Annotated in this window: 31 protein-coding genes; 12 read left to right on the plus strand and 19 right to left on the minus strand. The window is 68.3% G+C overall.

From position 1 onward, the window contains the following. Window position 1: 1 nt before the first annotated feature. Window positions 2–1,027 carry an alcohol dehydrogenase catalytic domain-containing protein gene (locus G6N37_RS07390; protein ID WP_163678048.1) on the plus strand — a complete coding sequence of 342 codons (1,026 nt, stop codon included), beginning with the start codon at window positions 2–4 and terminating at the stop codon, window positions 1,025–1,027. Between the two features lie 38 nt (window positions 1,028–1,065). On the opposite strand, the gene G6N37_RS07395 is transcribed toward G6N37_RS07390, so the two are convergent. After that, entirely contained in the window at window positions 1,066–1,977 is a 912-nt protein-coding gene (locus tag G6N37_RS07395; protein ID WP_163678050.1) for a class I SAM-dependent methyltransferase, read from the minus strand. Between the two features lie 64 nt (window positions 1,978–2,041). After that, window positions 2,042–2,473, minus strand: coding sequence for a D-aminoacyl-tRNA deacylase (gene dtd / locus G6N37_RS07400; RefSeq protein WP_163678052.1), 432 nt, complete (start codon window positions 2,471–2,473; stop codon window positions 2,042–2,044). A gap of 50 nt (window positions 2,474–2,523) precedes the next feature. Between dtd and G6N37_RS07405 the strand changes: the two genes are divergently transcribed. Together G6N37_RS07405 and G6N37_RS07410 are read left to right on the plus strand one after the other, a co-directional pair. Beyond that, the gene (locus G6N37_RS07405; RefSeq protein WP_163678054.1) at window positions 2,524–2,829 is read left to right on the plus strand and encodes an MTH1187 family thiamine-binding protein; all 306 of its coding nucleotides are present in this window, start codon (window positions 2,524–2,526) and stop codon (window positions 2,827–2,829) included. Between the two features lie 82 nt (window positions 2,830–2,911). Continuing rightward, window positions 2,912–4,180, plus strand: a complete 1,269-nt coding sequence (locus G6N37_RS07410; protein WP_456299212.1) for a competence/damage-inducible protein A — start codon at window positions 2,912–2,914, stop codon at window positions 4,178–4,180. Window positions 4,181–4,183: 3 nt separating this feature from the next. Here the strand turns inward: G6N37_RS07410 and G6N37_RS07415 are convergent, their stop codons facing one another. Together G6N37_RS07415 and G6N37_RS07420 are read right to left on the minus strand one after the other, a co-directional pair. Next, window positions 4,184–5,446 (minus strand): sialate:H+ symport family MFS transporter, encoded by a 1,263-nt coding sequence (locus tag G6N37_RS07415; protein WP_163678058.1) that lies wholly within the window; start codon window positions 5,444–5,446, stop codon window positions 4,184–4,186. Window positions 5,447–5,524: 78 nt separating this feature from the next. Then, window positions 5,525–6,415, minus strand: a complete 891-nt coding sequence (locus G6N37_RS07420; protein ID WP_232075345.1) for a lipase family protein — start codon at window positions 6,413–6,415, stop codon at window positions 5,525–5,527. Between the two features lie 221 nt (window positions 6,416–6,636). Between G6N37_RS07420 and G6N37_RS07425 the strand changes: the two genes are divergently transcribed. The 3 genes from G6N37_RS07425 (at window position 6,637) to G6N37_RS07435 (ending at window position 8,526) form a co-directional block, all read left to right on the plus strand. After that, entirely contained in the window at window positions 6,637–7,704 is a 1,068-nt protein-coding gene (locus G6N37_RS07425; protein WP_163678060.1) for an amidohydrolase family protein, read from the plus strand. A 121-nt stretch (window positions 7,705–7,825) separates the two neighbouring features. Then, window positions 7,826–8,071: a hypothetical protein gene (locus G6N37_RS07430; protein WP_163678062.1), complete on the plus strand. Its 246-nt coding sequence runs from the start codon at window positions 7,826–7,828 to the stop codon at window positions 8,069–8,071. 62 nt (window positions 8,072–8,133) lie between these two features. Next, window positions 8,134–8,526: a phage holin family protein gene (locus G6N37_RS07435; protein WP_163678064.1), complete on the plus strand. Its 393-nt coding sequence runs from the start codon at window positions 8,134–8,136 to the stop codon at window positions 8,524–8,526. Here G6N37_RS07435 and G6N37_RS07440 read toward each other — a convergent pair. The 6 genes from G6N37_RS07440 to G6N37_RS07465 all read right to left on the minus strand — a co-directional run bounded on the left by G6N37_RS07440 (window position 8,523) and on the right by G6N37_RS07465 (window position 12,616). Continuing rightward, window positions 8,523–9,305 carry an enoyl-CoA hydratase/isomerase family protein gene (locus G6N37_RS07440; RefSeq protein WP_163678067.1) on the minus strand — a complete coding sequence of 261 codons (783 nt, stop codon included), beginning with the start codon at window positions 9,303–9,305 and terminating at the stop codon, window positions 8,523–8,525. The genes G6N37_RS07435 and G6N37_RS07440 overlap by 4 nt on opposite strands. Beyond that, window positions 9,302–10,273: an FAD-dependent oxidoreductase gene (locus G6N37_RS07445; RefSeq protein ID WP_163678069.1), complete on the minus strand. Its 972-nt coding sequence runs from the start codon at window positions 10,271–10,273 to the stop codon at window positions 9,302–9,304. Before G6N37_RS07445 ends, G6N37_RS07440 begins: the two co-directional genes overlap by 4 nt. Before the next feature lie 56 nt (window positions 10,274–10,329). Next, entirely contained in the window at window positions 10,330–10,896 is a 567-nt protein-coding gene (locus G6N37_RS07450; RefSeq protein WP_179961884.1) for a hypothetical protein, read from the minus strand. Window positions 10,897–10,998: 102 nt separating this feature from the next. Next, window positions 10,999–11,493, minus strand: coding sequence for an SRPBCC family protein (locus G6N37_RS07455; RefSeq protein WP_163678072.1), 495 nt, complete (start codon window positions 11,491–11,493; stop codon window positions 10,999–11,001). Beyond that, window positions 11,493–12,122, minus strand: a complete 630-nt coding sequence (locus tag G6N37_RS07460; RefSeq protein WP_163678075.1) for a nitroreductase family protein — start codon at window positions 12,120–12,122, stop codon at window positions 11,493–11,495. Before G6N37_RS07460 ends, G6N37_RS07455 begins: the two co-directional genes overlap by 1 nt. A gap of 11 nt (window positions 12,123–12,133) precedes the next feature. Beyond that, on the minus strand, window positions 12,134–12,616 hold the full coding sequence (locus G6N37_RS07465) for a carboxymuconolactone decarboxylase family protein (RefSeq protein WP_163678077.1): 483 nt from the start codon (window positions 12,614–12,616) through the stop codon (window positions 12,134–12,136). Between the two features lie 177 nt (window positions 12,617–12,793). Here G6N37_RS07465 and G6N37_RS07470 point away from each other — a divergent pair, with 177 nt between their 5' ends. The 3 genes from G6N37_RS07470 to G6N37_RS07480 are packed head-to-tail and all read left to right on the plus strand — an operon-like array spanning window position 12,794 to window position 15,669. Next, window positions 12,794–13,492 (plus strand): hypothetical protein, encoded by a 699-nt coding sequence (locus G6N37_RS07470; protein WP_163678080.1) that lies wholly within the window; start codon window positions 12,794–12,796, stop codon window positions 13,490–13,492. 8 nt (window positions 13,493–13,500) lie between these two features. After that, window positions 13,501–14,940, plus strand: coding sequence for a class I adenylate-forming enzyme family protein (locus G6N37_RS07475; RefSeq protein WP_163678083.1), 1,440 nt, complete (start codon window positions 13,501–13,503; stop codon window positions 14,938–14,940). Window positions 14,941–14,955: 15 nt separating this feature from the next. After that, window positions 14,956–15,669 carry a hypothetical protein gene (locus tag G6N37_RS07480; RefSeq protein WP_163678086.1) on the plus strand — a complete coding sequence of 238 codons (714 nt, stop codon included), beginning with the start codon at window positions 14,956–14,958 and terminating at the stop codon, window positions 15,667–15,669. Here G6N37_RS07480 and G6N37_RS07485 read toward each other — a convergent pair. Both G6N37_RS07485 and G6N37_RS07490 read right to left on the minus strand, forming a co-directional pair. Further along, window positions 15,655–16,641, minus strand: a complete 987-nt coding sequence (locus G6N37_RS07485) for an NAD(P)H-dependent flavin oxidoreductase (RefSeq protein WP_163678089.1) — start codon at window positions 16,639–16,641, stop codon at window positions 15,655–15,657. The two genes, G6N37_RS07480 and G6N37_RS07485, sit on opposite strands and share 15 nt — an antisense overlap. Continuing rightward, a complete protein-coding gene (locus tag G6N37_RS07490) occupies window positions 16,638–17,030 on the minus strand; it encodes a tautomerase family protein (RefSeq protein WP_163678091.1) in 393 nt (130 codons plus the stop codon). The genes G6N37_RS07485 and G6N37_RS07490 overlap by 4 nt, the downstream gene beginning before the upstream one ends. A gap of 93 nt (window positions 17,031–17,123) precedes the next feature. Between G6N37_RS07490 and G6N37_RS07495 the strand changes: the two genes are divergently transcribed. Beyond that, window positions 17,124–18,005, plus strand: coding sequence for a LysR family transcriptional regulator (locus G6N37_RS07495; protein ID WP_163678093.1), 882 nt, complete (start codon window positions 17,124–17,126; stop codon window positions 18,003–18,005). Between the two features lie 79 nt (window positions 18,006–18,084). On the opposite strand, the gene G6N37_RS07500 is transcribed toward G6N37_RS07495, so the two are convergent. Continuing rightward, window positions 18,085–18,684 carry a TetR/AcrR family transcriptional regulator gene (locus tag G6N37_RS07500; RefSeq protein WP_163678096.1) on the minus strand — a complete coding sequence of 200 codons (600 nt, stop codon included), beginning with the start codon at window positions 18,682–18,684 and terminating at the stop codon, window positions 18,085–18,087. Window positions 18,685–18,791: 107 nt separating this feature from the next. Here G6N37_RS07500 and G6N37_RS07505 point away from each other — a divergent pair, with 107 nt between their 5' ends. Further along, complete coding sequence (locus G6N37_RS07505) at window positions 18,792–20,354, plus strand: phytoene desaturase family protein (protein WP_163678099.1); 1,563 nt, start codon at window positions 18,792–18,794, stop codon at window positions 20,352–20,354. Window positions 20,355–20,359: 5 nt separating this feature from the next. Here the strand turns inward: G6N37_RS07505 and G6N37_RS07510 are convergent, their stop codons facing one another. From G6N37_RS07510 to G6N37_RS07530, 5 genes are all read right to left on the minus strand, one after another. Next, on the minus strand, window positions 20,360–20,968 hold the full coding sequence (locus G6N37_RS07510) for a YbhB/YbcL family Raf kinase inhibitor-like protein (RefSeq protein ID WP_163678102.1): 609 nt from the start codon (window positions 20,966–20,968) through the stop codon (window positions 20,360–20,362). A 62-nt stretch (window positions 20,969–21,030) separates the two neighbouring features. Continuing rightward, window positions 21,031–21,474, minus strand: a complete 444-nt coding sequence (locus G6N37_RS07515; RefSeq protein ID WP_163678106.1) for an SRPBCC family protein — start codon at window positions 21,472–21,474, stop codon at window positions 21,031–21,033. 35 nt (window positions 21,475–21,509) lie between these two features. Further along, window positions 21,510–22,514: a synaptic vesicle VAT-1 family membrane protein gene (locus tag G6N37_RS07520; RefSeq protein ID WP_163678109.1), complete on the minus strand. Its 1,005-nt coding sequence runs from the start codon at window positions 22,512–22,514 to the stop codon at window positions 21,510–21,512. A 22-nt stretch (window positions 22,515–22,536) separates the two neighbouring features. After that, window positions 22,537–22,947, minus strand: coding sequence for an SRPBCC family protein (locus tag G6N37_RS07525; RefSeq protein ID WP_163678112.1), 411 nt, complete (start codon window positions 22,945–22,947; stop codon window positions 22,537–22,539). Further along, window positions 22,944–23,258 (minus strand): ArsR/SmtB family transcription factor, encoded by a 315-nt coding sequence (locus tag G6N37_RS07530; RefSeq protein WP_174813801.1) that lies wholly within the window; start codon window positions 23,256–23,258, stop codon window positions 22,944–22,946. The genes G6N37_RS07525 and G6N37_RS07530 overlap by 4 nt, the downstream gene beginning before the upstream one ends. 90 nt (window positions 23,259–23,348) lie before the next feature. Between G6N37_RS07530 and G6N37_RS07535 the strand changes: the two genes are divergently transcribed. Beyond that, window positions 23,349–24,071, plus strand: coding sequence for an MBL fold metallo-hydrolase (locus tag G6N37_RS07535; RefSeq protein WP_163684731.1), 723 nt, complete (start codon window positions 23,349–23,351; stop codon window positions 24,069–24,071). On the opposite strand, the gene G6N37_RS07540 is transcribed toward G6N37_RS07535, so the two are convergent. Beyond that, on the minus strand, window positions 24,068–24,442 hold the full coding sequence (locus tag G6N37_RS07540; protein ID WP_163678117.1) for a hypothetical protein: 375 nt from the start codon (window positions 24,440–24,442) through the stop codon (window positions 24,068–24,070). The two genes, G6N37_RS07535 and G6N37_RS07540, sit on opposite strands and share 4 nt — an antisense overlap. Window positions 24,443–24,523 lie beyond the last annotated feature (81 nt).

Consider the following 24,523-nt stretch of genomic DNA (forward strand, 5'->3'; position numbering starts at 1 on the left):
CATGCGTACGGTAGTCGTCGACGGGCCCCACAGCATCCGGGTCGACACCCGGCCCGATCCCACCCTGCCCGGCCCCGACGGGGCGATCGTCGAGGTCACCGCGGCCGGCATCTGCGGATCGGATTTGCACTTCTACGAGGCGGATTTCCCGATGCCGGACCCGATCGCGCTGGGCCACGAAGCGATCGGCACCGTCGTGGAAGTCGGCCGCGACGTGCGCACGGTCCAGGTCGGCGACCCCGTCATGGTGTCGTCGGTGACCGGATGCGGCGCCTGCGCCGGGTGCGCCACCCGCGATCCGGTCATGTGCCACAACGGCTTCCAGATCTTCGGCGGGGGCGTGCTCGGCGGCGCCCAGGCCGACCTGCTGGCCGTGCCGGCGGCCGACTTCCAGCTGCTCAAAATGCCGGAAGGCATCAGCACCGAACAGGCACTCTTACTCACCGACAACCTCGCCACCGGCTGGGCGGCGGCGCAACGCGCCGACATTCCCTACGGTGGCACCGTGGCGGTCGTCGGCTTGGGCGCGGTCGGCCTGTGTTCGCTGCGCAGCGCGCTGTTTCAGGGCGCCGCAACGGTTTTCGCCGTCGATCAGGTCCAGGGGCGGCTGGACCGCGCCGCCCGGTGGGGCGCAACGCCCCTCAAGGCGCCAGCGCTCGAGGCCATCCTCGCGGCGACGGGGGGCCGCGGCGCCGACGCGGTGATCGATGCCGTCGCCACCGATGCCTCCCTGACCGACGCGCTCAACGCGGTACGGCCCGGCGGCACCGTCTCGGTGGTCGGCGTGCACGACATGAATCCGTTCCCGCTCAACGCCCTGGGCTGCCTGATCCGCAGCATCACGCTGCGGATGACCACGGCGCCGGTGCAGCGCACCTGGCCGGAATTGATCCCGCTGCTGCAGTCCGGGCGGCTCGACGTCGACGGCATCTTCACCACGACGCTGCCGTTGGGGGAAGCGTCCAAGGCCTACGCGACGGCGGCGTCGCGATCGGGCGACGACGTGAAAATCCTGCTGACGCCGTAGCAACTGCCGGTGGTGACCGGCGCCATGCCGACCACGCCTTACCGCGTCGCCGTGATGTATTGGGACCGCATGAAACTGTCGATCTTGACGTCGACGTCGGGCGGGGTCATCCCATAACCGGCCTGCAAGTCGAGCGTGTTGCGCACGGGGTCCACCGCCCACCCGTGCGCGGCCAGCCGTTCCGCCGGGTCGGTCTGGGGCTCGTAGGTCAGGGCGGAGAAATCGACATCGCCGGACACGTTGACGCCGGGATGCGCCGCTTCCAAGGCCGTCAGCTGGTCGTGGTCCAGGCGAGACCCCAACGCGCCGACGGCAATTCGGCTGCCGGGCGCACTGAGCCCGCTGATCCGGGTGAAGAGCGTGTTCTGGGCCTCGTCGGTCAGGTAGGGCAGCACCCCCTCCACCGACCAGGCGCTCGGCCGTTCCACGTCGAAGCCGGCCGCCTCCAGCGCCCTCGACCAGTCGGTGCGCAGGTCGGCGGCGACCTCGACCCTGGGGGCCTTGGGTTTCGCGCCGTGCTGGGCGAGCACGTGTGCCTTGAATTCCAGCACCTTCGGCAGGTCGATCTCGAAAACCCTTGTGCCCTGTACCCATTCGAGTCGATATGCGCGGGAATCGAGGCCGGCGGCCACGATCACCGCCTGTCGGATGCCCGCGGCGCCGGCGGCGAGGAAGAAGTCGTCGAAGAACCGGGTCTGCACGCCGTAGAGGCGGGGGAAGGCCATCTCGTCCTCGGAGCTCCCCGGGTTGGCGAGCACCCCCGCCAGATACGGATCCCGCGACGCCGCGACGAAGACCTTGGCGAAGTCGTCGCGGGCCAGCGGTTGCGGGCTCATGGCGTGCAGCGCGCGCCATCCGGCCACCAGCAAGGCGGTGTAACCGACGCTGCTGACGATGTCCCAGTTGTCATCGTCGGAACGGAGCGAACCGAATTCGGGCGTTGTGCTCATGGTCGCCCCTCCCGTCGTCATGCGGCCGCGAAAGTCGATGTCCAACGTACCCGCAGTCGCCGCATCAGAGCTCCAGCAGCACCGTGACCGGGCCGTCATTGACCAATTCGACCTGCATGTCCGCGCCGAACATCCCGGTCTGGACCTCGGCGCCCAGCCGCCGCAACGCATCGGCGAACGCCGCGACCAGCGGTTCGGCGACCGCGCCCGGAGCGGCGGCGTTCCACGACGGTCGCCGGCCCTTGGCGGTGTCGGCGTACAGAGTGAACTGACTGACGACCAGGATCGGCGCGTTGACGTCGGCGGCGGACCTCTCGTCGGCGAGAATGCGTAAATACCAGAGCTTTTCAGCCAGCCGCCGCGCTTTGTCGGAGTCGTCGCTGTGGGTGACGCCGACGAAGGCCAGCAGGCCTTGGCCGTCCGGCCGGATGGCGCCCACCACTTCGCCGGCGACCGACACCGCCGCCGACGCGACCCGTTGTACCAAGACCCGCATGGGCCTTGATGCTGCCAGGCCGCCTCGGGAGGGTTGGGTAGGCTCGTTGAGTGTCTGTGCTTGTCGCGTTCTCCGTCACGCCCATGGGTGTGGGCGAGGGTGTCGGGGAGATTGTCGCCGAAGCGGTCCGGGTGGTTCGCGAATCCGGCCTGCCCAACCAGACGGATGCGATGTTCACGGTCATCGAAGGCGATTCCTGGGAAGAGGTGATGGCGGTCGTGCAGCGCGCGGTGGAGGCGGTCGCCGCCCGGGCGCCCCGGGTCAGCACGGTGATCAAGGCGGACTGGCGGGCCGGCGTCAGCGACGCGATGACGCGGAAGGTCGCCTCCGTCGAGCGTTACCTCGAGGAGGGCTAGCTGTTCTAGCCCGCAACGGCGTCCCGCAGCGCGCTGCCGTGGCTCGGCTCCGCCTTGCGGCCCTGCCAGTAGGCTCATGGCGGTGAGCGCACGCGCAGGCATCGTCGTCACCGGAACCGAAGTTCTCACCGGGCGCGTCCAAGACGCTAACGGTCCGTGGATCGCCGACCGCCTGCTGGAGCTGGGTGTGGAGCTGGCGCACATCACCATCTGCGGCGACCGCCCGGCCGACATCGAGGCGCAGCTGCACTTCATGGCCGAGCAGGGCATGGACCTCATCGTCACCAGCGGCGGACTGGGGCCCACGGCCGACGACATGACCGTGGAGGTGGTGGCCCGGTTCTGCGGTCGCGAATTGGTGTTGGACGACGACACCGAGAACAAGATCGCGAACATCCTCAGGAAACTCATGGCCCGCTTCGAGGGCGTCGACTTCGAAGCGGTGCGCGCCGCCAACCGCAAGCAAGCGATGATTCCCGCCGGAGCTCAGGTGCTCGACCCGGTCGGCACCGCGCCCGGCGTCGTCGTCCCCGGCACGCCGACGGTCATCGTGCTCCCGGGGCCGCCGCGGGAGCTGCAGCCGATGTGGAGCCGGGCCATCGAGACGCCGGCCGCCCAGCAGGCGATCGCCGGCCGGACGCTCTATCGGCAGGACACCGTGCGGATGTTCGGGCTGCCCGAGTCGGGTCTGGCCGAGACGCTGCGCGACGCCGAGGCGTCGGTACCCGGTTTCGACTCGCTCGAGATCACCACGTGCCTGCGGCGGGGCGAAGTCGAGATGGTCACGCGCTACGAGCCGGACGCCGCGGCCAGCTACGGGAAGCTGATGCAGCTGGTGCGCGACCGGCATGCTCAGCAGCTCTTCTCCGAAGACGGTTCCACGGTGGACGATCTGGTCGCCCGGGCGCTGACCGGTCGCCGGATCGCGACGGCCGAATCCTGCACCGCCGGGCTGCTGGCTGCTCGACTGACCGACCGGCCGGGATCGTCGGATTACGTGGCCGGCGGGGTGGTGGCCTACTCGAACGACGCGAAAGCAGAGCTGCTGGGTGTGGACCCGGCGCTGATCGAGGCGCACGGTGCGGTATCCGAGCCGGTGGCCGAGGCGATGGCGGCCGGCGCGCTACGCCGGTTCGGCGCCGACACCGCCGTCGCGATCACCGGTATCGCCGGCCCGGGCGGAGGCACTCCCGAAAAGCCGGTTGGCACGGTGTGTTTCACGGTAGCGCTCGGGGACGGCCGGAAGGACACCCGCACGTTGCGCCTGCCCGGCAACCGCTCCGACATCCGGGAGCGCTCGACGACGGTGGCGATGCACCTGCTGCGGCGCCTGCTGAGCGCCGCCGACTAGTGGTCACGTCACTTCGGTTGGCAGGAAAGCGCTTTCGGCGGTGCCGAACCGAATTCCGGTGGCATCCTTGCCGATAAAGGTCAGGAAGGCGACGGCGATCAGCACCGGCACGATCGTCGCGGCGAGCGCAAAGGGATAGCCGTGCGACTCCGCCAGGCGTTCCTGGATGGGCAGGTTGAACGCGGCCAGCAGGTTTCCCAGCTGGTAGGTGACGCCGGGGTAGAGGCCGCGGATGGCGTCCGGTGACATCTCGGTCAGGTGGGCGGGAATCACGCCCCACGCGCCCTGCACGCACAACTGCATCAGGAACGAACCAAGACACAGCATCGCAGCCGTGCGTGAGTAGGCGAACAGCGGAACGATCGGCAGCCCCAGCAGCGCGCAGAAAATGATGGTGTAGCGGCGGCTGAACCGCTGCGACAAGGTGCCGAACACCAGTCCGCCGATGATGGCGCCGAGGTTGTAGACGATGACGATCCACTTGACCGTGGCGCTGGACAGGGCGGCGCCGTGGTTGGCGGTCGACGTCAGGAAGCTCGGGTAGACGTCCTGGGTGCCGTGGCTCATCCAGTTGAAGGCCGTCATCAGCAGCACCAGGTAGAAGAACCGGCGGATGATCGCCCCGTCGCGCAGCACGTCGCGGATCCTGGTGCTGGTGAGCTTCATCTGATCCTGCGCGGCCTCCCACACCTCGGACTCCTCCACCCGGTACCGGATGATCAGGCTGACCAGCGCAGGAACGATGCTCAGGGCGAAGAGCCAGCGCCACGACAGGCCGAGCCAGTTCATCACCACCAGCGAGGCGACGCTGGCCAACAGGTAGCCGAATGCGTAGCCCTCCTGCAGCAGCCCGGAGAAGAACCCGCGGCGCTCGACGGGGACCTTCTCCATGGCGAGCGCGGCGCCCAGGCCCCACTCGCCGCCCATGCCGATCCCATACAACAGCCGCAGGATCACCAGCACGGTGAAGTTCGGCGCGAACGCGCACAGGAAGCCCACCACCGAGTAGAACATCACGTCCACCATCAGCGGCAGCCGGCGGCCGACGCGGTCGGCCCACAGCCCGAACAGCAGCGCGCCCACCGGGCGCATGATCAGGGTGGCCGTGGTGACGAAGGCGACCTCGGCTTTGCTGTGGTGGAAGGTCTTTGCGATGTCGGCGTAGACGAGCACGACGATGAAGTAGTCGAAGGCGTCCATCGTCCAGCCCAACGATGCCGCGATGAATGAGTTCCGCTGATCGGCGGTCAACCGTTGTGTGGTCACGTCAGCATCGTGCAGTACCGAGCATTCGATGGCGAGCCTTTCGCCCCGCGCGCCATGACGGCTGGGGTCACCCGGCGCTCATCCCACCAACCTTTGCAGCCCTTGCCGATAGGCGTAAAGGCTGTGGCGCCATAGTGCGCCGAGACCACCGCTGTTGATGTAGATCGCGGCGCCGACGTGCTCGTAGGGGCACGGCGGTAGCAACGGAATGAGATCGGAATAGTTCACCACTCGGTAGCAGGAGGCGATGGTCTCATTGAATGGGTTGACGAAATCGGTGAGCCCAGACTTTGGCCCGGCAAAGGTGATGAGGCGAGGCGCGAGATTGGGCGGGATGTTCGCGAAAATGTCGGGCGCGGAGACAACGGAAAGCGCCCCGCCCAGGCTGTGTCCGATGACCAGGAGGTCCGTGCACCCCGCGCACGCGGCGCCCAGGTTGGCCACGATGCTGGCGCGCAACATGCGGTAGAGGGCGTGAAAGCCACTCTGCACGCATCCGAATTTGGGAACGAATCCGTAGGGCGTGGCGATGATGTCCAAGTCCGTGAGCACGTCGTCGAGGTCGGCCGTGCCACGAAACGCCACGAATGCGGTACCGGTGGAGAGGTTATTGCCAATCAGGCCGAAGATGTTGTTTCGCAACACCATTTTGGCTGCCACGGGATGCTGGGCGGCCAATGCGGCGGCGAGAGCACGGTCACCCAGGATCAGCGCCGTCGCTTGATATCCCGGCGGAAGGTTCAACGGGCCGCCGGACATTGCGCTGTACGCGGAGAAAGCCAAGGGGATGGCCACATTGAGGGCGAAAGCCGGATCGAAACCCGTCGAAGACAGGGCGGCCGCGCCAATTGGAGCAGCGCTGGCTTTCACGGGAGAGATCCATGGCGCGATAATGGCGGAGCCACTGAGTAAAGCTGTTCTTGCCAGGAAGTCGCGCCGCGCCATTCCCCTCGAAAGAGAATCGCTCATCGATTTCCTTTCTAGGTTTGCCATGAAAAGGGTACGGGACAAATCGCCGTTGTCTTGAACCGTTGTTCTTCCGTCACCGGTTCGAAATCGGCACGCGCCTAAACGGGCCGAAAGTAGAACGCTCTGTTGAATGGGGTCGACGTCGATCGCATTCGTCTACGCGCCGATGCGACCGTGCGAGCCGTTTCACCATGCGGTCCGCAAGAGTAAGTTCCGAATACATGCGCATCATCGACGCCGACGGACACGTCGCCGAGAACTCGTCGCTGGCAATCGAAGCGATCAAGCGCTGGCCGCAGCACGTCAAGCCCAGCACCGACGGGCGGATGCGGTTGACGTTCGAGGGCCGCAATTACCCGGAGGATCAGGGCCCGGGTGCCGGTTGTCCGCCCGAGCACGGCATCAGCAACGCCCCGGACATCAACTGCCGATCGACCGACGGCGTCCTGGGCGATGCCGATCGCGACCACATCGACACGATGGTGTTGTACCCGAGCCTGGGCCTGTGCACGCCCAGCCTCGAAGACCCCGAGTTCGCCGCCGGGTTCGCCCGGCTGTACAACCAGTGGATCGCGGACTACTGCGCCCCGTCGGGAGGCCGGCTACGCGGCGTCGCGGTAACCCCGATCGAGCACGGGCAGGCGGCGATCGACGTGATGACCGAAGCGAAAGACCTTGGGCTGGTGGCGACCCTGGTGCCGCCGGCGCTCAAGACCCGCAACCTCGACCACCCGGACCTCGACCCCTTCTACGCCGCCGCGGTCGAGCTGGAGATGCCGCTGGGCATCCACGGCGCCCCCGGCATACACCTACCGAAGATCGGCGTGGACCGCTTCACCAACTACATTCAGGTGCACTGCATCAGTTTCCCGTTCGACCAGATGACGGCCATGACGGCGCTGGTGTCCGGCGGGGTCTTCGAGCGCCACCCGCGGTTGCGGGTCGCCTTCCTCGAGGCGGGCGCGGGCTGGGTCCCGTTCTTCATGGATCGCCTGCACGAGCACTACGAAAAGCGGGGCGATTGGGTCGAACGCGGCTGGCGCCGCGACCCGCACGAGTATCTGGCCGCGGGCAACATCTGGGTGACGTGTGAGCCGGAGGAACCGATCCTGCCGGGCGTGATCGACGTGCTCGGCTCCGACTTCATCATGTTCGCCAGCGACTACCCGCACTGGGACGGCGAATGGCCGGAAAGCACCAAGCACCTGCGGACCCGCGCCGACATCAGCGAAGAGGCCCGCGAAAAGATCGGCGGGCTGAACGCGGCGCGCTTCTACAACTTGAATTAGCGGGCTCGCCGACCGGGCAACTCGGGCCTTTCACCGCCCGGGATTCAGCCCGATCGATCCTCCCGGCGGACGACCCGATAGCCTCGTGACACCAGGGCTTTTTGGAAGGCGACAATCTGACATGACTGATAAATGGTTCTCCGATATCAGTGCGCCGGGACAGTTGACCCTCGCGGACGTGTGCGACCAAATCGAGCAGAAAATCCACGTCAACGCGGACAACCAGAAACCGCCGCAGGAGTTTCCCGATTGGCAGGCGTGTGTGGCAGATCGGGACGCCACCATCCAGAAGTTGAGCGCGGCTGTCGTCAACCTGTGCCAGATGGTGAAGTACCTGGCAGCACAAGGCCAGCACGGCGACGCTTAGCGCGGAATATCAGACGCGAATGGGCTGCCCTTGGCCGGCGCCCGGTGGCAGGATCTTGGACCATGGGCCCTTTTCTGCTTCGCGCCGCACTGACCGGTTTCGCGCTGTGGCTGGTCACGAAGTTCGTCCACGGGATCACGTTCGTCGGCGGTGACACAAAGCTTCAGCGGGTCGGCATCATCTTCGTCGTCGCCGTCGTCTTCGGTCTGGTCAACGCGTTCATCAAGCCGGTCGTCCAGCTCTTGTCGATCCCGCTGTACATCCTCACCCTCGGCCTGTTCCACGTCGTCGTCAACGCGCTGATGTTGTGGATCACCGCGTGGATCACCGAGCACACCACGCACTGGGGCCTACAGATCGATCATTTCTGGTGGACGGCGATCTGGGCCGCCATCGTGCTGTCGATCGTGAGCTGGCTGCTGTCGCTGATCATTCGGGACGTCAGCCGCCGCTAGCGCCCCCGCCAGCGCGGCGGTCGCTTCTCGGCGAAGGCGCGCGGCCCCTCCTTCGCGTCCTCGGTCTCGAAAATGCGGTCGCTGTGCCGGGTTTCGTTGTCGTATGCCGACTCGAGGTCGAGCGCCAAACCCTCGACGGCCGACTGCTTCGTCGCGAACACCGCGAGCGGTGCGTTCGCCGCGATGCGCTCGGCGTAGTCGTAGGCGGTGTCCATCAGCCGCTCGGGCGCGACGACGCGATTGATCAGTCCCATCGCCAGCGCCCGCTGCGCGTCCACCATGTCGGCGGTCAACAACAACTCCATCGCCAGCGGGTAGGGCATCTGACGCGGCAGCCGCACGGTGCTCCCGCCGCCGGCGAACAGGCCGCGCTTGGGTTCCATCACCGCGAAACGGGCGGCCGGCACGGCCAGCCGGATGTCGGTGGAACTGAGCATCTCGAATCCGCCGGCGACGCAGGTGCCGTTGACCGCGGCGATGATCGGCTTGTAGACGGGGAAGCGGTGCAGGACGGCGTGGATGGCGTCGTCCTTGTTCCAGCCTGCCGGCTGCGGCAGGTCGCCGGTGAGCTCGGGGATGAACTTCTTGAGGTCGGCACCGGTGCAGAAGTCTTGCCCCACACCGGTGATCACGGCGACCCGGGCGCCGGCGTCGTCGCGGAACGCCGCCCAGGCGTGGGCCAGGTCGCGGAAGTGTTGCATGTCGAGCGAGTTACGGGTTTCGGGACGGTTGATGGTGATGGTGACGATGTGGGCGTCCAGCGCATAGTCGATGCTCATCGCGCCTCCCGCTGACCGGCGAGGCGGACCACGTCGCGCGCGCAACCCCACGACAACGTCACGCCGTTGCCGCCGTGGCCGTAATTGTGAATGCACAGGGCCGGTCCCAATCGTTCGGCCGCCACCCGCACCGAGGGGCGGTCGGGACGCAGCCCGGTGATGGTCTCTATCAGCTCGGCGTCGGCGAGCCGCGGCTCGATCCGGCGGCACCGGTGCAGGATTCGCTCGGTCACGTCGGGGTCCGCGGTGGTGTCCCAGCGGTCGGGGATGCTGATCCCGCCGCACACGACACGCTGTGGATGGGGGAAGTAGCACGTCCATTCCGGACCGCCGTTGATCTCCAGAAACAGTTGCCGCAGACCGGGATTGGTGAGCACGACGTGCTGGCCGAACAGGGGGCGCAGCGTGTCGTCGCCGGTCAGGCGTCCCGCGGCGAGGCCGGCGCAGTTGACCACGATCGGCGCGGCGTCGGCGGCCTCGGCCAGCGACCGCACGGGATGCTCCTCGATTTCGCAGCCGGCCGCGGCCAGCCGCCGGGTCAGGTAGTCGAGATAGTGCGGCATGTCGATCATCGGCAGCGTGGCGCGAAACCCGTTACCGAAGCCGTCCGGGAGGTCGCTCGGGTCGGCCGGCCTCAGGTCGGGGATCAACGCGGCGGCCGCCGACATCGCCTCGGTCGCCGTGAGTTCACCGACGGCCAGCGCGGGCACCAGTTGAACGCCCGAGCCGGGATCGGTGGCGAGTTCGCGGAAGACCCGCAGGGAGTGTTCGGTCCAGTCCAGTGTGTCGCCGGCGCGTTCGGCGGGCCGCGGCGGCAGCCACACCGCGCCCGCCACCTTCGACGTCGTGCGCTGTGGCATCGCGGCGGTCCAGACCCGCACCGGCCAACCGGCCTCGGCCAGGCACACCGCCGACGTCAGCCCGCTGACTCCGGCACCGACGACGACGATCTGTTGCGCACTGGCCACGGCGCCACCGTAGCGAAAGTGGCCGGGGGTTGCGGCCGGCTCGCGTCAGCGCCTCGTCAGTTGTGCGGGGGCGGCGGCGGCTGTTGCCCACCCTGGGCGCCGCCGAGCAGGCCGTTGAGGATACCGAGCGTGCCCTGCACACTGGCGGGCGGCGCGCTGGGCGGCAGCGCGGCGTCCGGGGTCAGTTGCCAGGGCTGGCAGCCCGACGTCTTGAACGCCTTGTCGCTCGGGTCGATCTGCACCACCTGCGGCTTCTTGCTCATGTTGTTGTCGATGATGTTGCCGTCGGGATTGCCCGTCCGCTTCCAGTAGCAGGTGCCGTTGTTGGCGGGTCCGCCCGAGCTGTAGATCCCGGGGACGATGTCGGTCCCGACGTTGTAGATGCCGTCCTTGTCGATGCTCGTCTTCGGTCCGGGTGCCGGTGAGGCGGCGGGGGAAGCCCCCGGAGACGCCGACGGTGGCGGGCCCGGCGGGGGACCCTGCGACGCTGCCGGCGCCGGTGACGGCGCCGGCGTCTGGTCCGGGTCGGCCCCCGCGAATCCCGCCGACGCGGTCCAGCCCGCGATCATCAGTCCCGCGACGGCCAACCGTGCCGCGGTAGGAACACCAGCCTCGAACCCCATAGCACGCCAGCGTACCGGGGTGAGCGCGTTAATCACATGATGCGGCGTACCGCGGTTGCCCACCGCGGACGCGTAACCCCTGGTCGCGGGCCTTGGTGGACCCTAGGTCAGCCGGCGAACGCGCCCGGCATAGCCGAGCGCATGCTCGTAGGTTTCGAGGTTGTCGCGAGAAATCCTCGCGTGCACGGGGCGTTCGAGGAAGAACCGCAGCACCGGGTTGTAGGCGTGGTAGGTCTCGTGGAAGGTCAACACGGTGGTCCCGTCCGGCTGCTCCTCGAGTTGGTGATAGCCCTCGGCCCGTGACCACAGCGGCGCGCCGACGGCCACGTAGCGCGACAGCTTGTTGGTTTCCGCCTCGGTGACGGTCTCCCACGAGCGCGCCCTGCCGCCCGACAGCAGGTACTTGGGGACCGGGTAGACGCAGGTGCGGACCAGGCCCTCACCGGCCTCGTTGCCCTCGTTGAGGATCTCCATGCTGCCGGTGGGCCAGGTGAGGACTCGCGGCCGCGGCGCGTCGGGCGGCGCGGGCGGGTGCAGCACCCGCCACACCTTCACCGGCGGCGCCTCGACGTGAAATCGCACGGTGTAGGACTGCATCAGCCGTCTCCCCAGCTATCCCAGAACGTCACGGTTTCGGCGGGCGGCCGCGCGGCCGGCCGGAAGTCGGTGCCGATCGTGTAGGCCACCGGGAACAACGCGGCCTGCGTGACGGTGTCCGGGATGCCGAGCAACTCGGCCACCTCTTTTTCCTTCGCCAGATGCATCGTCGTCCACACCGACCCCAAGCCGCGCGAGCGCAGGGCGAGCAGGAAGCTCCAGCCGGCCGGGATGATCGACGCCCAGGCCGACGCGGCCGTCAGCAGCGTGGAGTTGTCGATGCGGTTCGCCAGGCAGGGGATGACGTGCACGGGAACCTTGGCCAGGGTGTGAGTCAGGGCCAGCGCGCCGGCGTACACGCGTTGGGTCTGCGGATCGGACGCCTCCTTGGCCGCGTGGGCAAGGTATTCGGCACCGATGCTGCGATAGATCTCGCCGATCGCGGCGCGCTTGTCGGCATCGGTGATGACCAGCCAGCGCCAGTCCTGCGCGTTGCTCGCGGTGGGCGCCTGCATCGCCAGCCGGATGCACTCGAGGATCACGTCGCGACCGACCGGCCGGTCCAGGTCGAGGCGCTTGCGCACCGACCGCGTCGTCGTCAACAGTTCGTCGACGGTCGCCAGGTCCATTCGGTTCCTTACTAGAGATCGATTGCGCACGATTGATCGACGCCCAGCACCGTCAACGAGCGCCCCAGGCCCAGGAATACCGCGACGCAGAGGGTGAGATCGAGGATCTCGGGATCGGAGAACGACTCCCGCAGCCGCTCGAAGAAGGCGTCGTCCAGCGACGCATGGTCGGTTGCGAACCGCTCGGCGTATTCGATGGCCAGCCGCTGGCGGGGCGTGTAGCCCGGGTAGCTGGCGTACGCCGCGACGTTGTCGTACAGCTCAGGCGGGACGCCGGCGTCCAGCACAGACCGCGCCCGGAAGCCCGCGCAGGCGGCGCAGTCGTTGATCTGCGCGATGCGCATCCTGGCCAGCTCGCGCTCGTCGGCAGGCAGGACGCTCTGCTGGTATGCGCCGCGAATCATCCGCTCGACCATGTCGCCGAGTTGCGGCCGCAGCGTCCAGATCATGGCGGCTTCGCCGCCCGGGCCGTCCGGCACGTCGAGACGGGCCATCGGCGACTCCTGCGGTGAGGTAATTACTGAGTCGAGCAAACCAGTTCGGACCTCGGCTGTCCAGGGCGGTCAGGTCCGGCCGCACGGTGAACCGCCATGGACACTGCGGCCGGTCGGGGTTAGCGTCCGTTGGACGAGGGCGCTCAGGGCCGAGCGCACTCGGTGGGAGGTCTCGGCATGCTGTTCATGCACGAGGTACACAAAGTGCGCGGGCGCTGCGAGGACGACTTCGAGGCCGCGTTCCGGCAGGGCTGGATGCCGATGCTCGCCGCCGGCGACGACGCGCGGCTGCTCTGGTACGCCGACCACGCGCAAGGCAGCGGCCCGTCTTACACGGTCGTGACCGTGACCGCCGTCCGGGACGGAGCGGCGTGGGAGCGCCTCGCGCTGCGGGTGCAACGGGGTGATCTGCAGCCGTGGATGCGCGAGCTGGACGATTTGCGCTACGACGTCGAGGCCAAGCTGCTCGCGCCGCTGCCGTGGTCGCCGCTGGGGGAGATCCCGTTCGAGGAGGTGCCGGTCGACGGGCGGGAGCACGAACTCAGTCTCTACATGGAAGACACCATGTGGCCTTACCAGGACAAGTTCGAGGAATACATCGCTCGCAGCGGCGACGTGTACGCCCAGAGCCTCGCGCGGCCGTCGTCAATGCTGTTGATCCAGGCGGCGTTTCAGCCCGCCCTGGGCAGCCACCTGCACCGCGAGGTCATTCTGATGCAGCGCATTCAGCGGCCCGAGCAACTGCTCGCACTGCTGCGGACCCGGATCCCGCATGAATTTCGCGCGCCCGGGACCTGGATGCACGACGCCCTCGAGCTGCGGGACCAGTGGACCAGTCGGCTGCTGCGCACCTCCGCGTGGTCACCCCTGCACTGAGCGCAAACATGAATATCGGAACGATCCTCGAAGCCGCCGCGACCGACGATCCCGCTCGCGTCGCGCTCATCATCGACGGGCGCCCTATCGGTTACGGCGAGCTCGCGGACACCGTGCGCCGGTGCGCCGCCGGGTTGGCCGACCGCGGCGTGGTGGCCGGCCAGCGCGTTGCCGTCGTCGACGGGGGAAGCGTGCTGTCGATCGCGGCCGTGTTGGGAGCGGCTCGGATCGGCGCCGCGGCCGCCTTGATGAACCCCGCGCTGACCCCGTCCGAGCTGCACGGACTTCTGACGAACGCGGGCTGTGCCGACGCGGCCGTCGCGGGGGAGCCATCCGCCGACCGGCTCCGCGAGGCCGGTGCCCCGATGGTCTTGACAGGCGACGATCTGCTGGAGGGCCTCGGTTCGGCGGCGCCGTCCGCCGACGACGCCGACCGCGATGCCCTGGTCCTGTTCACCAGCGGGACAACGGGACTCCCCAAGGCCGTCGGCATCACCGGCCGGCAGCTGTCACGGCGGATCACCGGGATGGCGGCACCATTCCGGGCGGATGCCAAACCCTCGGTGGGGATGATGTGCGTCCCGTTCTTTCATGTCGGAGGCGCGCTCGGCACGCTCGGCGGTTTGTACTCGGGCAACACGTCGGTGCTACAGCGGCGGTTTGACGCCGGCGAGTGGTTGCGCCTGGTGTCCGAGCATCGGGTGACCACGACGTTCCTGGTTCCGACGATGCTGCAGCGCATCCTCGACCATCCCGACTTCGGCGACGCCGACTTGTCGTCGTTGGTCGCCATCGCCTACGGGGCTGCCGCCGCGCCGGTCAATTTGGTGCGCAGGGCCATGGCCGCTCTCCCACATGTGGCTTTCGCCAACGTGTTCGGCCAGACCGAGACGCTCGGCGCCTATACGACGCTGATGCCCGCCGATCACCGCGATCCCGCCCGCGCGGGATCCGTCGGCCGCCCGCTGCCGGGCGTCGACGTCCGCGTGGTGGACCCGGCGACGGGAGAGGACGTCGAGCCGGGAGGGGTCGGCGAGTTGTGGGTGAACAGCGCCCAGAACGTCACCGAGGGCTGGCTGCGCACCGGTGACCTCGCCCGGCAGGACGCCGACGGCTACCTCTTCCCGAGCGGGCGGCTCAGCGACACCATCAACCGCGGGGGAGAGAAGTTCGGGCCGATCGAAATCGAGGAAGCGCTTCGTTCCCACCCGGCCGTACGCGACGTCGCGGTCGCCGGAATCGCCGACGACGAGCTCGGTCAGCGGGTGGGGGTAGCGGTGGTGGCTTGCGCCCCCGTGACTCTCGACCAGCTGCGGTCGCACTGCCGCGAACTCATCGCCTATTTCAAACTGCCCGAGCGGCTGATACTGGTCGACAACATCCCCTACAGCTCGACCGGCAAAGTCAACCGCCGTCAGCTCGCCGCACTGATCGCCAAAGAGTCCTGACGGCAAGGAGTTCCGATGCTGTTCCTGCACGAGACCCACAAAGTGGTCGGCGCACGTCAGGACGAGTTCGAGGCCGCATACCGCGAGGGCTGGATGCCGATGCTCGCCGCCGGCGATGACGCGCGGCTGCTCTGGTACACCAACCACGCCCACGGGTCCGGGCTGTCCTACAACGTGGTCACCATCACCGGCATCGCCGACGGCGCGGCGTGGGAAAGGCTCGCGCGCCGAGCGCAAAGTGGCGACCTGCGACCGTGGATGCGTGAATTGGAAAACCTGCGCCACGAAGTGACGGGCAAGCTCTTGCTGCCGGTGACCTGGTCACCGCTGCAGACCGTCGACCTGGCCAGCGTGCCGACCACGGGGCAGACACACCCGCTGACGATGTTCATGGAGGACACCGGCTGGCCGTCCGCTCCGCTCGACGACTACATCCGCTCATGGGACGAGATCTACTACCGCCCGCTGTCCCGGGCGCCCGCCAGGATGCGCATCCTCGACATCCAGGCGTGCTTCCAGGTGGCGCATGGGAGCCACCGGCGACGAGAGGCCATGCTGTGGCAGAAGATTGACGACTCCAACAACTACGCCGCCCTGGTCCACCTGCTGACCAAGGAGATCCCGCCGGAGCACCGGGCGCCGGGCAGCTACATGTTCGACGCCCTGCAATACCGCGACCAGTGGCAGAGCCGCCTGCTGCGGACGTCGGATTGGTCACCGCTGTATTGAGGTTGGCCCCGTGGCCCGGCTCAAGATCCGCCCGGCCTGCGCGACCATGTCGGCCATGATGTCGGCCGCGGGCCGGACCTCGCGGACGAGGCCCACACCCTCGCCGACGAGTATGGCGGCCGCTTCGAAATCCTCGGCGGCAACAGCCTTTTCATACTCGGCGACGACTTCGGGCAGCGACGCCGCCAGCCGGTCCTCGTTGCCATGCCAGGTCTCCAGGAACGTGTTGCCCAGCGCCCGCGCGTCGTAGCCGGCGGGCCAATCCAGCCGCCGCACCAGGTCATAGGCCCGCGTGCGAAGGGTGTCGTCGCCGCTGGCCGGTAGCGCCCGCTCGTGTGCCCGTGGCGACACCAACGCCTCGGGAGACGCCCAGAACCTGGTGCCCACGAGCGCGCCGTCGGCGCCGAGCGCCAGCGCGGCGGCGAGTCCGCGGCCGTCGGTAACCCCGCCGGCGGCCAGCACCAGCGTGCCCGGCGACCGTTCGGCGGCGAGGTCGACGACGTCGGGCACCAGCGTGAAGGTGGCCCGGGCGGTCATGCCGTGCCCACCGGCCTCGCCGCCCTGCGCCACCACGACCTCCGCGCCGGCGTCCAGCGCCCGGCGCGCGTGGTCGAGCGTTTGCGCCTGCGCGATGAGCGGGACGCCGGCGGCGTGAATGCGGTCGGCGAACGGCTGCAGTTCGCCGAACGACAACATGATCGCGGCGGGCTGTCGCTCCAGGGCCTCGTCGAGCAGCGCGGGTTGGTGGGCGAGGCTCCAGCTGATGAACCCGCATCCCACCGTTACGCCGCCGGCCCGGCCGAACTCGCGCCGCAGCCATTCGGCGTCCCCGTAACCGCCGCCGATCAGGCCCAGGCCACCGGCCGATGTCACCGCCGCCGCCAGCCGGCCCCCGGAGATTCCCGCCATCGGGGCGAGCACGACGGGGTGCTCGATGCCGAAGAATCTGGTGATCCGTGTGTCGAGGCTCATTGCAGCTCCCCGGTGAGAAACTGTGCCCGGCCGTGGCCGAAAGACCAGTCCTCGTCACCGTTTTCGGTGACCGAGACGATCAGGTCGGCCGGGTCGAGCCCGCACCGCCCGGCGAGGTTGCCGGCCAGCAGTTCGTAGAACTTCTCCTTCATCGCCCGCGTGCGCCGCCGGCTCACCACGTGCACGATCACCTGGTGCGTCGACCGGGTGATGCCGAGGCCGGTGTCCAAAGCGACGATTTCGTGGGCGGGATGGGTGCGCACCACCTGATAGCGGTCACGCGGGGGCACCCCGAAGGCTTCGACGACGGACTCGTGAACCGCGTCGAGCAGCGCGCCGACCTCCGACGGCGTGCGGCCCTCGATGAGGTCGATGTATAGCAAGGGCATTTTCACTCCTCTGATCTATGTCCTGGCTTCGACGCTAGGGGCGTCGCGGCCGGGTGTGAAATGCCCGCTGTAATCGATCTATGCTTCTCAGGCATGGGCGCGTTGGACAGCGGCAGGGTCGAGTTGCGCCACCTCCGCGCGTTCGAGGCCGTGGCACGGCTCAAGTCGTTCACCCAGGCCGCCGATGAACTGCGCATCACCCAACCGGCGCTGAGCCGCACCATCCGCCAGCTGGAGGACGCGCTCGGCGTGACACTCGTCGATCGCACCTCGCGGCACGTCGAGACCACCCGCGCCGGACGGACGTTCCTGGATCACGTCGAGCGGGTCCTCGCGGAGTTGGAGCGGGCGTTCGGCGCCGTACGCCGGCAGGCGAGCATCGGCCTCGGGTTCAGCTGGTTGCTTCCCGATCCGTGGGCGCAGGACACCGTCGCCCGTTTCGAGCGGGCCACCGGCACGACGGTCAGGCTGGTCCGCACCGACGACGCGCTGGCCGCCGTGCAGCAGGGCAGGGTCGACGTCGCCGTCGTGCGTGGGCGGGTGACGTCAACCGCCGTCCGGGTGGTGCACCTGTTCGACGAGACCCGGGTGGCCGTCTGTGCGGTCCACTCGCCGCTGGCCAACAGGTCCGAGTTGGCCTGGGCTGAGGTGCCACGCTGGCCGTTGGTCGTCAACACCGCCAGCGGGACCACCGGGCCGTGGTCGTGGCCGGCGGGCGAGGGGCCGAAAACCGTTGTGGAGACTGCCAATTTCGATGAGTGGCTGGAATCCGTCGCGGCGGATCGGGGCATCGGGGTGATCCCCGACGTCGCCGTCCGGCGCAACATCCACCCGGGTGTCCGGTTCGTCGCTCTGCGCGGAGCGCCGCAGAGCCCGGTGTCGCTGGCGTTTCTGCCGCGCGCCCGCAACGCGGTGCTGCGCCGCTTCGTCGAGGCGGCCCTCGAAAGCGTGGAGGCGTCCGCGGAAACCGATTGAGTGTGCGCTCATGGCTTTGCGTGTGCGCCCACGGCGGGGCTCCACGGCGTGTCGCCGCCCTGGGCGCACACTCAACGGATCAGGCGAGCGGCGCCAAACCCGAGCGCAGCAGCGCCAGGCTGGACGCCACCAGTTCACCGAGATCGCCGGCGCAGCCGTTGCGGCCCCAATTCTCGACTGCCACAACGAGGGCGGCGGCCAGGGCTGAACCGGTGACCTCGGCGAGCAGATCGATGTTCGGCACGCCCGGATTGCGGTCCCTGACGAAGTCGGTCAGCACCTGCGCGAAGGACGATTGCACGACGCGCAGATGGCCCGCGATGCGCTCCGCGCTGATCAGCTCGGCGCGGGCCGTCGCGGCCTGGCGGACCACTTCGAGGTCGTGCGGGAAGGCCGCGACGCTCGCGAGCACCGCATCGAAGATCGGCTCGGAGGCGGGGCGGGCGGCCAGCGCCTCGGCCAGCCAATCCAGCTGCGTCTCGTAGTCCTGGAAGAGCACTGCCTCCTTGGTGGGGAAGTGGCGGAAGAAGGTCCGTTCGGTGACGCCGGCCTCGCGGGCCAGCTCGGTCACGGTGACGTTGGTGAATCCCTTGCGCGCAAAGCTTTTCAATGCCGCTTCGCGCAGCGCCTCGTGCGTCGATCGTCGGCGTAGCTCGTGGCGGTTCGTCGGCGCGCTCATCCCACGGGGATGGTATCCCACCGCTGGGAAAGTAGTCGGAACTGACATCTTCCAATTATGTCAGTACTGACATATTCTTGTCACGCGCCGACCCCAGGGAGGAAGCCATGTCGGACTATGACGCGATCGTCGTGGGAGCGGGCCACAACGGCTTGACCGCGGCGACGGTGCTGCAGCGCGGGGGCCTGCGCACGCTGTGCCTGGAAGCCAACACCTATGCGGGGGGCATGGCGGCGACCGTCGAATTGATCGACGGCTTCCGGTACGAGATCGCCGGTTCCGTCCAGTTCCCGACGGCAAGCCAGATCACCAAGGACCTCGGGCTGGACACCCTGCCCACGGTGGAGCCGGAGGTGATGTCCACCAACATCGGCGACCACGGCGAGGAGCCGATGGTCTTCTACCGCGACCCGATGCAGCTGATGACGCACCTGGGCGACAAGCACGGCATCGAAGCCGTCACCGGCATGGCCGAGCTGATCGGGTGGAGCCAGGGGCCCGCAAAGGCCCTGGGCCGCTTCGATGTCCGGACACCGCCCAAGACACTCGACGAGATGTATGCCTGCGCGGCCAACGACGCCGAGCGGCGCGCCATCCACGAAATGCTGTTCGGGTCGGCGATGGACGTCATCGACCGCTACCTGCCCGACAAGGACAAACACGCGGTCATGCGGGGGATGCTCGCGTTTCTCGCGATCAACTCCACCTATCGCGGCCCCTACACCCCGGGCAGCGCCACCTGTCTGGCGTTCGCCCTGGCCGTTCCCGACGACAGCACCGCGATGATGACCAAACTCAGGGGCGGCATCGGCGCGCTCACCGAACACCTGCGTGAACTCTTCGTCTCCCACGGCGGCGAGATCCGCTTCCGCGCCAAGGTGGAGCAGATCCTCGTCGATCACGGCGCGGTGACCGGGGTGCGGCTGCGGGACGGGTCGACCATCACCGCACCGATCGTGGTGTCCAACCTGGCGCCGGACGTGACGGTGACCGACCTCATCGCACCGGAACACGTTCCGGCCGAGCTGTTTTCGCGGCTTTCAGGCCGCGACCACCGGGCCAGCTTCGTGCAGATCCACTTCGCCCTCGACGGGCTGCCCGAATTCGCCGCGCCCTATGAGTTCTTGAACGAAGAGGGCATGCAGCAGTCGGTCGGGATTTTCGGCGCCCCGGAGGAACAACAGCTGCACTGGGAGAATTGCCGACGGGGGATCGTGCCGGACAACCCGTCGATGGGAATGCAGATCCCGTCCGTGCACGATCCGAGCATGGCGCCGCCCGGTAAGCACGCCGCCAGCGCGTACGCGTACGCCTTCCCGGTCGAAGTCGACCGGCACGACCATGGACGACTCAAAAATGAGATGGCACAACGCGTTATCGAGAAGATCACCCGGTTGGCCCCCAACTTCAAGGACATCGTGATCCGCCACATCACTTTCGCGCCCTACCACATGAACACGATGTTCGGGGCGCCCGCCGGCGACTTCTGCCACGGCCTCCTGCACCCGGACCTGATGGGCCCCAACCGGCCCGGGCCCAAGGGATTCCTCGATTTCCCGATACCCATCGACGGCCTCTACCTCGGCGGCGCGGGATGCCACGGCGGCCCGGGCATCACGTTCACACCCGGCTACAACGCCGGCTATCAGGCCCTCGACGATATGGCCTGACGCGATCAGCCGCCGAAGGTCCCGGTGAGCTGGGCCTGGGCGGTCGCTGCGCCGGCGATCGTCTTCGCCGCCTGGACGCCGGCGAGGCCGGCGGGCAGCCCGTAGTCGTTGGGGAGCTGGTACAGGGTGAATCGGTAATGATGCGTGCCGGTTCCGGCCGGCGGGCAGGGGCCTTGGTATGCGGGCCGTCCGGCCGTATTCGGCAGCGTGGTCGCCCCGGCCGGCGTCTGACCGTCGCTGGTGCTGCCGGGTCCGGGCGCGATTCCGGTCACGATCCAGTGCACGTAGAGGCCGTTGACGGCGTCGGGGTCGTCGACCACGAGCGCCGCGCCCAGCGGCGCCGACCATGTCAGCGGCGGGGCAATGTTGGCCCCCTTGCAGGTGTACTGCACGGGGATCGGCGCGCCGTCGGCGAACGCCGGGCTGCTGATGGTCAACGGCGCGCCGGCGGGCGCCGCCGCGCCGGTCCGCCCGAGTGTGGTCACCTTCGGCGTCGACGGCGCCGTCATGCGGGTGTCGCCGTGCCCGCCGCAACCGGCCAGGGCCCCGACGATCGCCAGCCCACCGATCATCGATGAAATCCGGCGAAGGCTGTTCAGGATTGTCGATTCCATAAGGGACAGTGTGGCGCGCGCGGCGGCCGTCCGGAACACCCGGTGTGGGCAGCCGGGCGCCGCTACTGGCCGCGCTTGAGCTCCAGCACCCGCTTACGCAAACCCTTGGTGGCCGTGTCCATGAGGCTCTTGGACCCTCGCCTGATCAGAAACCCGGGCACCGGCATCAACAGGTCGACGGTGAGATCGAAGCTCACCCGGGTGGAGTCCCCGGCGGGCGTCAGCGTGTACCGACCGTCTTGCGCGCGTTGCTGTTTGGCCTTCACCAGCGTCCAGCTCACGCCGTCGTCGTGGACGGTGTAGGCCAGCTCCTGCTCGTCGCTGACACCGACGAGTTTGACCACTTGCTTCGATCTGATCGGGTGCCCCTGATCGTCGCGCTCGAGAACCTCCACCTTTTGATGGATCGAGGACCATTCGGGCAGCGATTCGATGTCGAACAGCACATCCAGGATCTCATCCGGTGTCGCTTCGATGACGACCTCGCGGGATTCGGTGACAGCCATGCAGGATAGATAACCACTGCGGCGCCGCTAAAAACTCACGGCACCAGGACCACCTTGCCGACGTTCTCCCGCGCGGCCAGGATGCGGTGCGCCTCCGGCGCTTCGGCGAATGGCACCGCGGCATGGACGACGGGCGCGATCGTACCTTCGTCGAGCGCCCGGGCCAGCGGAGTGATCCACGGCTCGAGCGTGCCGCGGTCGTCCCACAACCTCAGCATGTTGAGGCCGATGACGGCCTTGGACTCGGAGAGCTGGTCGATCAGGTTGAACCCGCGCAGCATCGCCAACGCGTGTGGGGCGGCCGCCCGCAGCGAGCGCTTCTCGCCGTGCTGCAGGTTCGAGACCCCGTATCCCACAAGCCTTCCGCCCGGCCGCAACAGCGCGTAGGACCGCCGCAACGACGTGCCGCCCAGCGCGTCGAGCACCAGGTCATACGGATCCAGGCCGCGCCACCAACCGTCGCGGCGGTAGTCGATTGCCCGGTCGACGCCCAACTCGGCCAGCTTCGGATGCTTGGCGGGCGACGCGGTGCCATGCACCTCGGCCCCGGCGGCCTTGGCGAACTGAACGGCCGCTATGCCGACCCCGCCGGCCGCGGCGTGCACCAGCACCCGTTCGCCGGCGCGCAGCGAACCGTAACCGTGCAGCGCGGCCCAGGCGGTCGCGTAGTTGACGGGGACGGCGGCGCCCTGTTCGAAGCTCATCCCGGCCGGCAGCGGAACGGAGTCGCTGGCGGACACGTTGACAATCTCGGCGTAGCCGCCGAAGCGGGTGCCCGCCAGCACCCGGTCGCCGACACGGCCGGGATCGACACCCTCGCCGACGGACTCGACCGTCCCCGCGACTTCGTAGCCGACGATCGCGGGGAGTTTCGGCGCATCGGGGTACATGCCGACGCGAGCGAGGTGATCGGCGAAGTTCACGCCCGCCGCGCGCACCGCGACCCGCAACTGCCCGGGGCCCGGCGACGGGGGATCGGGCCGCTGCTCGACCCGCAGCACCGACGGACCGCCGCGCTTGGTGATGACGACTGCGCGCATGGGCGAAATCCTCCCCGGCCGCTCAGGCCTGGTTGACGGCGTCGACCAAACGGGGGAGGACGACGCCCGACCAGCCGGTCCCCATCCGGCGGAAGGCCTCGGCCATCCTCTTGTCGTCGAGGTCAAATCCGCTGTGCTCCAAGAATACTCGGGTACCGTCGCCCTCCGGTTCAAGGCGCCAGGTGAGCGTCCAGGCAGGGGTGAAGGTATACACGAAGCGGTGCGGGGGATCGACCTCGAGCACCTTACATGGCTGCTTGCCATAGCCCGGCATGTCGAGGGTGAACTGATGGCCGACCACCGCGGCCACTTCACCCTCGGCCCACCACAGCCGCATGAGGTCGGGCTCGGTCAACAACCGCCACACCCTCGCCGGCGGGGCCGCCACGAACTGATCCACCCGGATCGTCGCGGGCATCGACGTCTCGGTCATTCCAACTCCTCTGCCGTCTCGGCGAGTTTGGCCAGTCGCGCCCGCCAGAACTTCTCGAACGGATGCAGCCACTCACCGAGCTGCGCCAGCGGTTCTGCGGTCAGGCGGTAGATGCGATGGCGGCCCTGCGGCTCGTCGGCGACCAGCCCGGCGTCGCGCAGCACCTTGAGGTGCTCGGCGACCGCGGGGCGGCTGAGGTCGAACCGCTCGCAGAGCTTCCCCGCCGACAGCGGCTGGCGGGACAGGATCTCCAGCAGTTCCCGCCGCACCGGGTTGGCCAGCGCGAGAAAGACGCGGTCGGTGCTAGCCACGCCGCGCAATATATGTCGGGGATTTCCGACATGTCAACCATTTCCGACGAGTGCTCACGACGCGCGCCGGTGACCGCTATCTTCGCGGTCATGCATTTCGCCTGGGAGCGGCTGACGCCCAGCGTGCACCGCTGCCGGCTGAAGTTCTGCGACGTCACCATCGGCCTGGTGCGGGGGCGTACCGGGGCGCTGCTCATCGACACCGGCACCACGCTGGTCGAAGCGGATGCGATCGACGCCGACGTCCGCCAGATCGCGGGAGGACCGGTCACTCATGTCGTGTTGACGCACAAGCACTTCGACCACGTCCTGGGCTCGTCGGCGTTCGGCGGAGCTGAAATCTTGTGTGCACCCGACGTTGTCGAGTACTTGTCGTCCGCCGTCGATGACCTTCGCTCGCACGCCGTGAGTTATGGCGCGGACGCCGCGGAGGTCGACCGCGCGATCGCGGCATTGAAGCCGCCGCGGCGCGGTGTCTACGACGCCGTTATCGACCTCGGCGACCGAACCGTGACGATCGCTCACCTGGGTCGGGGACACACGACCGCAGACCTGGTCGTCATTGCGCCCGGCGCCGACGGCGAAGGCGATCCGGTTGTCCTGTTCACCGGTGATCTCGTCGAGGAGTCTGCCGACCCCTCTATCGATGCCGATTCCGATGTGGGGGCCTGGCCGTCGACGCTCGATCGGATACTCGCGGTCGGCGGGCCCGACGCCATCTACGTGCCGGGCCACGGCAGAGTGGTCGACGCGGGGTTCGTCCGCCGCCAGCGGGAGTGGCTGGCCCGACGCACGGGCGCCGACCCGGGCTAAACGCGCGGACCGGTGCAGGCGGCGATGAGGGCATCCGGGTCGGTGACACTGACCCATAACTCACGCAGGGATATCGATCGGCCTACAGCTTTCGCGCGCACCGGTGGCTCAATCGTCAACGCCACCAAGCCCTTACCCGACCCATTGACCAGCCAGCGTCCGCCCGAGTAGTGCACCCCCAGGGTGAAGGCCCGGTCGTGCGCCCTCGCGGCGCCGGTGATCGACGCCAAGGGAATGTCCGCGGCGAACGCCCAGCCCATCTTCACGTGCAGCGTCTCGCCGTCGACCCTTATCTCGCTGCGCTTGGGCCCCAGTCCGACCGGAACTGAAAGCGGCAGGTACCACCGGTCATAGCGCAATTCGGTCTGCATGGCGCCGACCCTACCTCTTGTTTGCTGCGCTTGTCGTTTTTTCGCATTTCCGCTCGGCCGGCCGGCGGGTTCGGGGTGGTG

The organism is Mycobacterium seoulense, assembly GCF_010731595.1.
GTDB classification, from domain to species: Bacteria; Actinomycetota; Actinomycetes; order Mycobacteriales; family Mycobacteriaceae; genus Mycobacterium; species Mycobacterium seoulense.

Coding starts and splice junctions, on each gene's coding strand:
- G6N37_RS07500 (WP_163678096.1), bottom strand. CDS start 18,684: ATGAGCGCGCCGACGAACCGCCACGAGCTACGCCGACGATCGACGCAC.
- G6N37_RS07490 (WP_163678091.1), bottom strand. CDS start 17,030: ATGCCCTTGCTATACATCGACCTCATCGAGGGCCGCACGCCGTCGGAG.
- G6N37_RS07450 (WP_179961884.1), bottom strand. CDS start 10,896: ATGGGGTTCGAGGCTGGTGTTCCTACCGCGGCACGGTTGGCCGTCGCG.
- G6N37_RS07485 (WP_163678089.1), bottom strand. CDS start 16,641: ATGAGCCTCGACACACGGATCACCAGATTCTTCGGCATCGAGCACCCC.
- G6N37_RS07515 (WP_163678106.1), bottom strand. CDS start 21,474: ATGGCTGTCACCGAATCCCGCGAGGTCGTCATCGAAGCGACACCGGAT.
- G6N37_RS07520 (WP_163678109.1), bottom strand. CDS start 22,514: ATGCGCGCAGTCGTCATCACCAAGCGCGGCGGTCCGTCGGTGCTGCGG.
- G6N37_RS07465 (WP_163678077.1), bottom strand. CDS start 12,616: ATGGCCCGTCTCGACGTGCCGGACGGCCCGGGCGGCGAAGCCGCCATG.
- G6N37_RS07460 (WP_163678075.1), bottom strand. CDS start 12,122: ATGGACCTGGCGACCGTCGACGAACTGTTGACGACGACGCGGTCGGTG.
- G6N37_RS07525 (WP_163678112.1), bottom strand. CDS start 22,947: ATGACCGAGACGTCGATGCCCGCGACGATCCGGGTGGATCAGTTCGTG.
- G6N37_RS07425 (WP_163678060.1), top strand. CDS start 6,637: ATGCGCATCATCGACGCCGACGGACACGTCGCCGAGAACTCGTCGCTG.
- dtd (WP_163678052.1), bottom strand. CDS start 2,473: ATGCGGGTCTTGGTACAACGGGTCGCGTCGGCGGCGGTGTCGGTCGCC.
- G6N37_RS07475 (WP_163678083.1), top strand. CDS start 13,501: ATGAATATCGGAACGATCCTCGAAGCCGCCGCGACCGACGATCCCGCT.
- G6N37_RS07495 (WP_163678093.1), top strand. CDS start 17,124: ATGGGCGCGTTGGACAGCGGCAGGGTCGAGTTGCGCCACCTCCGCGCG.
- G6N37_RS07390 (WP_163678048.1), top strand. CDS start 2: ATGCGTACGGTAGTCGTCGACGGGCCCCACAGCATCCGGGTCGACACC.
- G6N37_RS07395 (WP_163678050.1), bottom strand. CDS start 1,977: ATGAGCACAACGCCCGAATTCGGTTCGCTCCGTTCCGACGATGACAAC.
- G6N37_RS07510 (WP_163678102.1), bottom strand. CDS start 20,968: ATGGAATCGACAATCCTGAACAGCCTTCGCCGGATTTCATCGATGATC.
- G6N37_RS07535 (WP_163684731.1), top strand. CDS start 23,349: ATGCATTTCGCCTGGGAGCGGCTGACGCCCAGCGTGCACCGCTGCCGG.
- G6N37_RS07455 (WP_163678072.1), bottom strand. CDS start 11,493: ATGCAGTCCTACACCGTGCGATTTCACGTCGAGGCGCCGCCGGTGAAG.
- G6N37_RS07470 (WP_163678080.1), top strand. CDS start 12,794: ATGCTGTTCATGCACGAGGTACACAAAGTGCGCGGGCGCTGCGAGGAC.
- G6N37_RS07440 (WP_163678067.1), bottom strand. CDS start 9,305: ATGAGCATCGACTATGCGCTGGACGCCCACATCGTCACCATCACCATC.
- G6N37_RS07435 (WP_163678064.1), top strand. CDS start 8,134: ATGGGCCCTTTTCTGCTTCGCGCCGCACTGACCGGTTTCGCGCTGTGG.
- G6N37_RS07430 (WP_163678062.1), top strand. CDS start 7,826: ATGACTGATAAATGGTTCTCCGATATCAGTGCGCCGGGACAGTTGACC.
- G6N37_RS07540 (WP_163678117.1), bottom strand. CDS start 24,442: ATGCAGACCGAATTGCGCTATGACCGGTGGTACCTGCCGCTTTCAGTT.
- G6N37_RS07480 (WP_163678086.1), top strand. CDS start 14,956: ATGCTGTTCCTGCACGAGACCCACAAAGTGGTCGGCGCACGTCAGGAC.
- G6N37_RS07505 (WP_163678099.1), top strand. CDS start 18,792: ATGTCGGACTATGACGCGATCGTCGTGGGAGCGGGCCACAACGGCTTG.
- G6N37_RS07420 (WP_232075345.1), bottom strand. CDS start 6,415: ATGAGCGATTCTCTTTCGAGGGGAATGGCGCGGCGCGACTTCCTGGCA.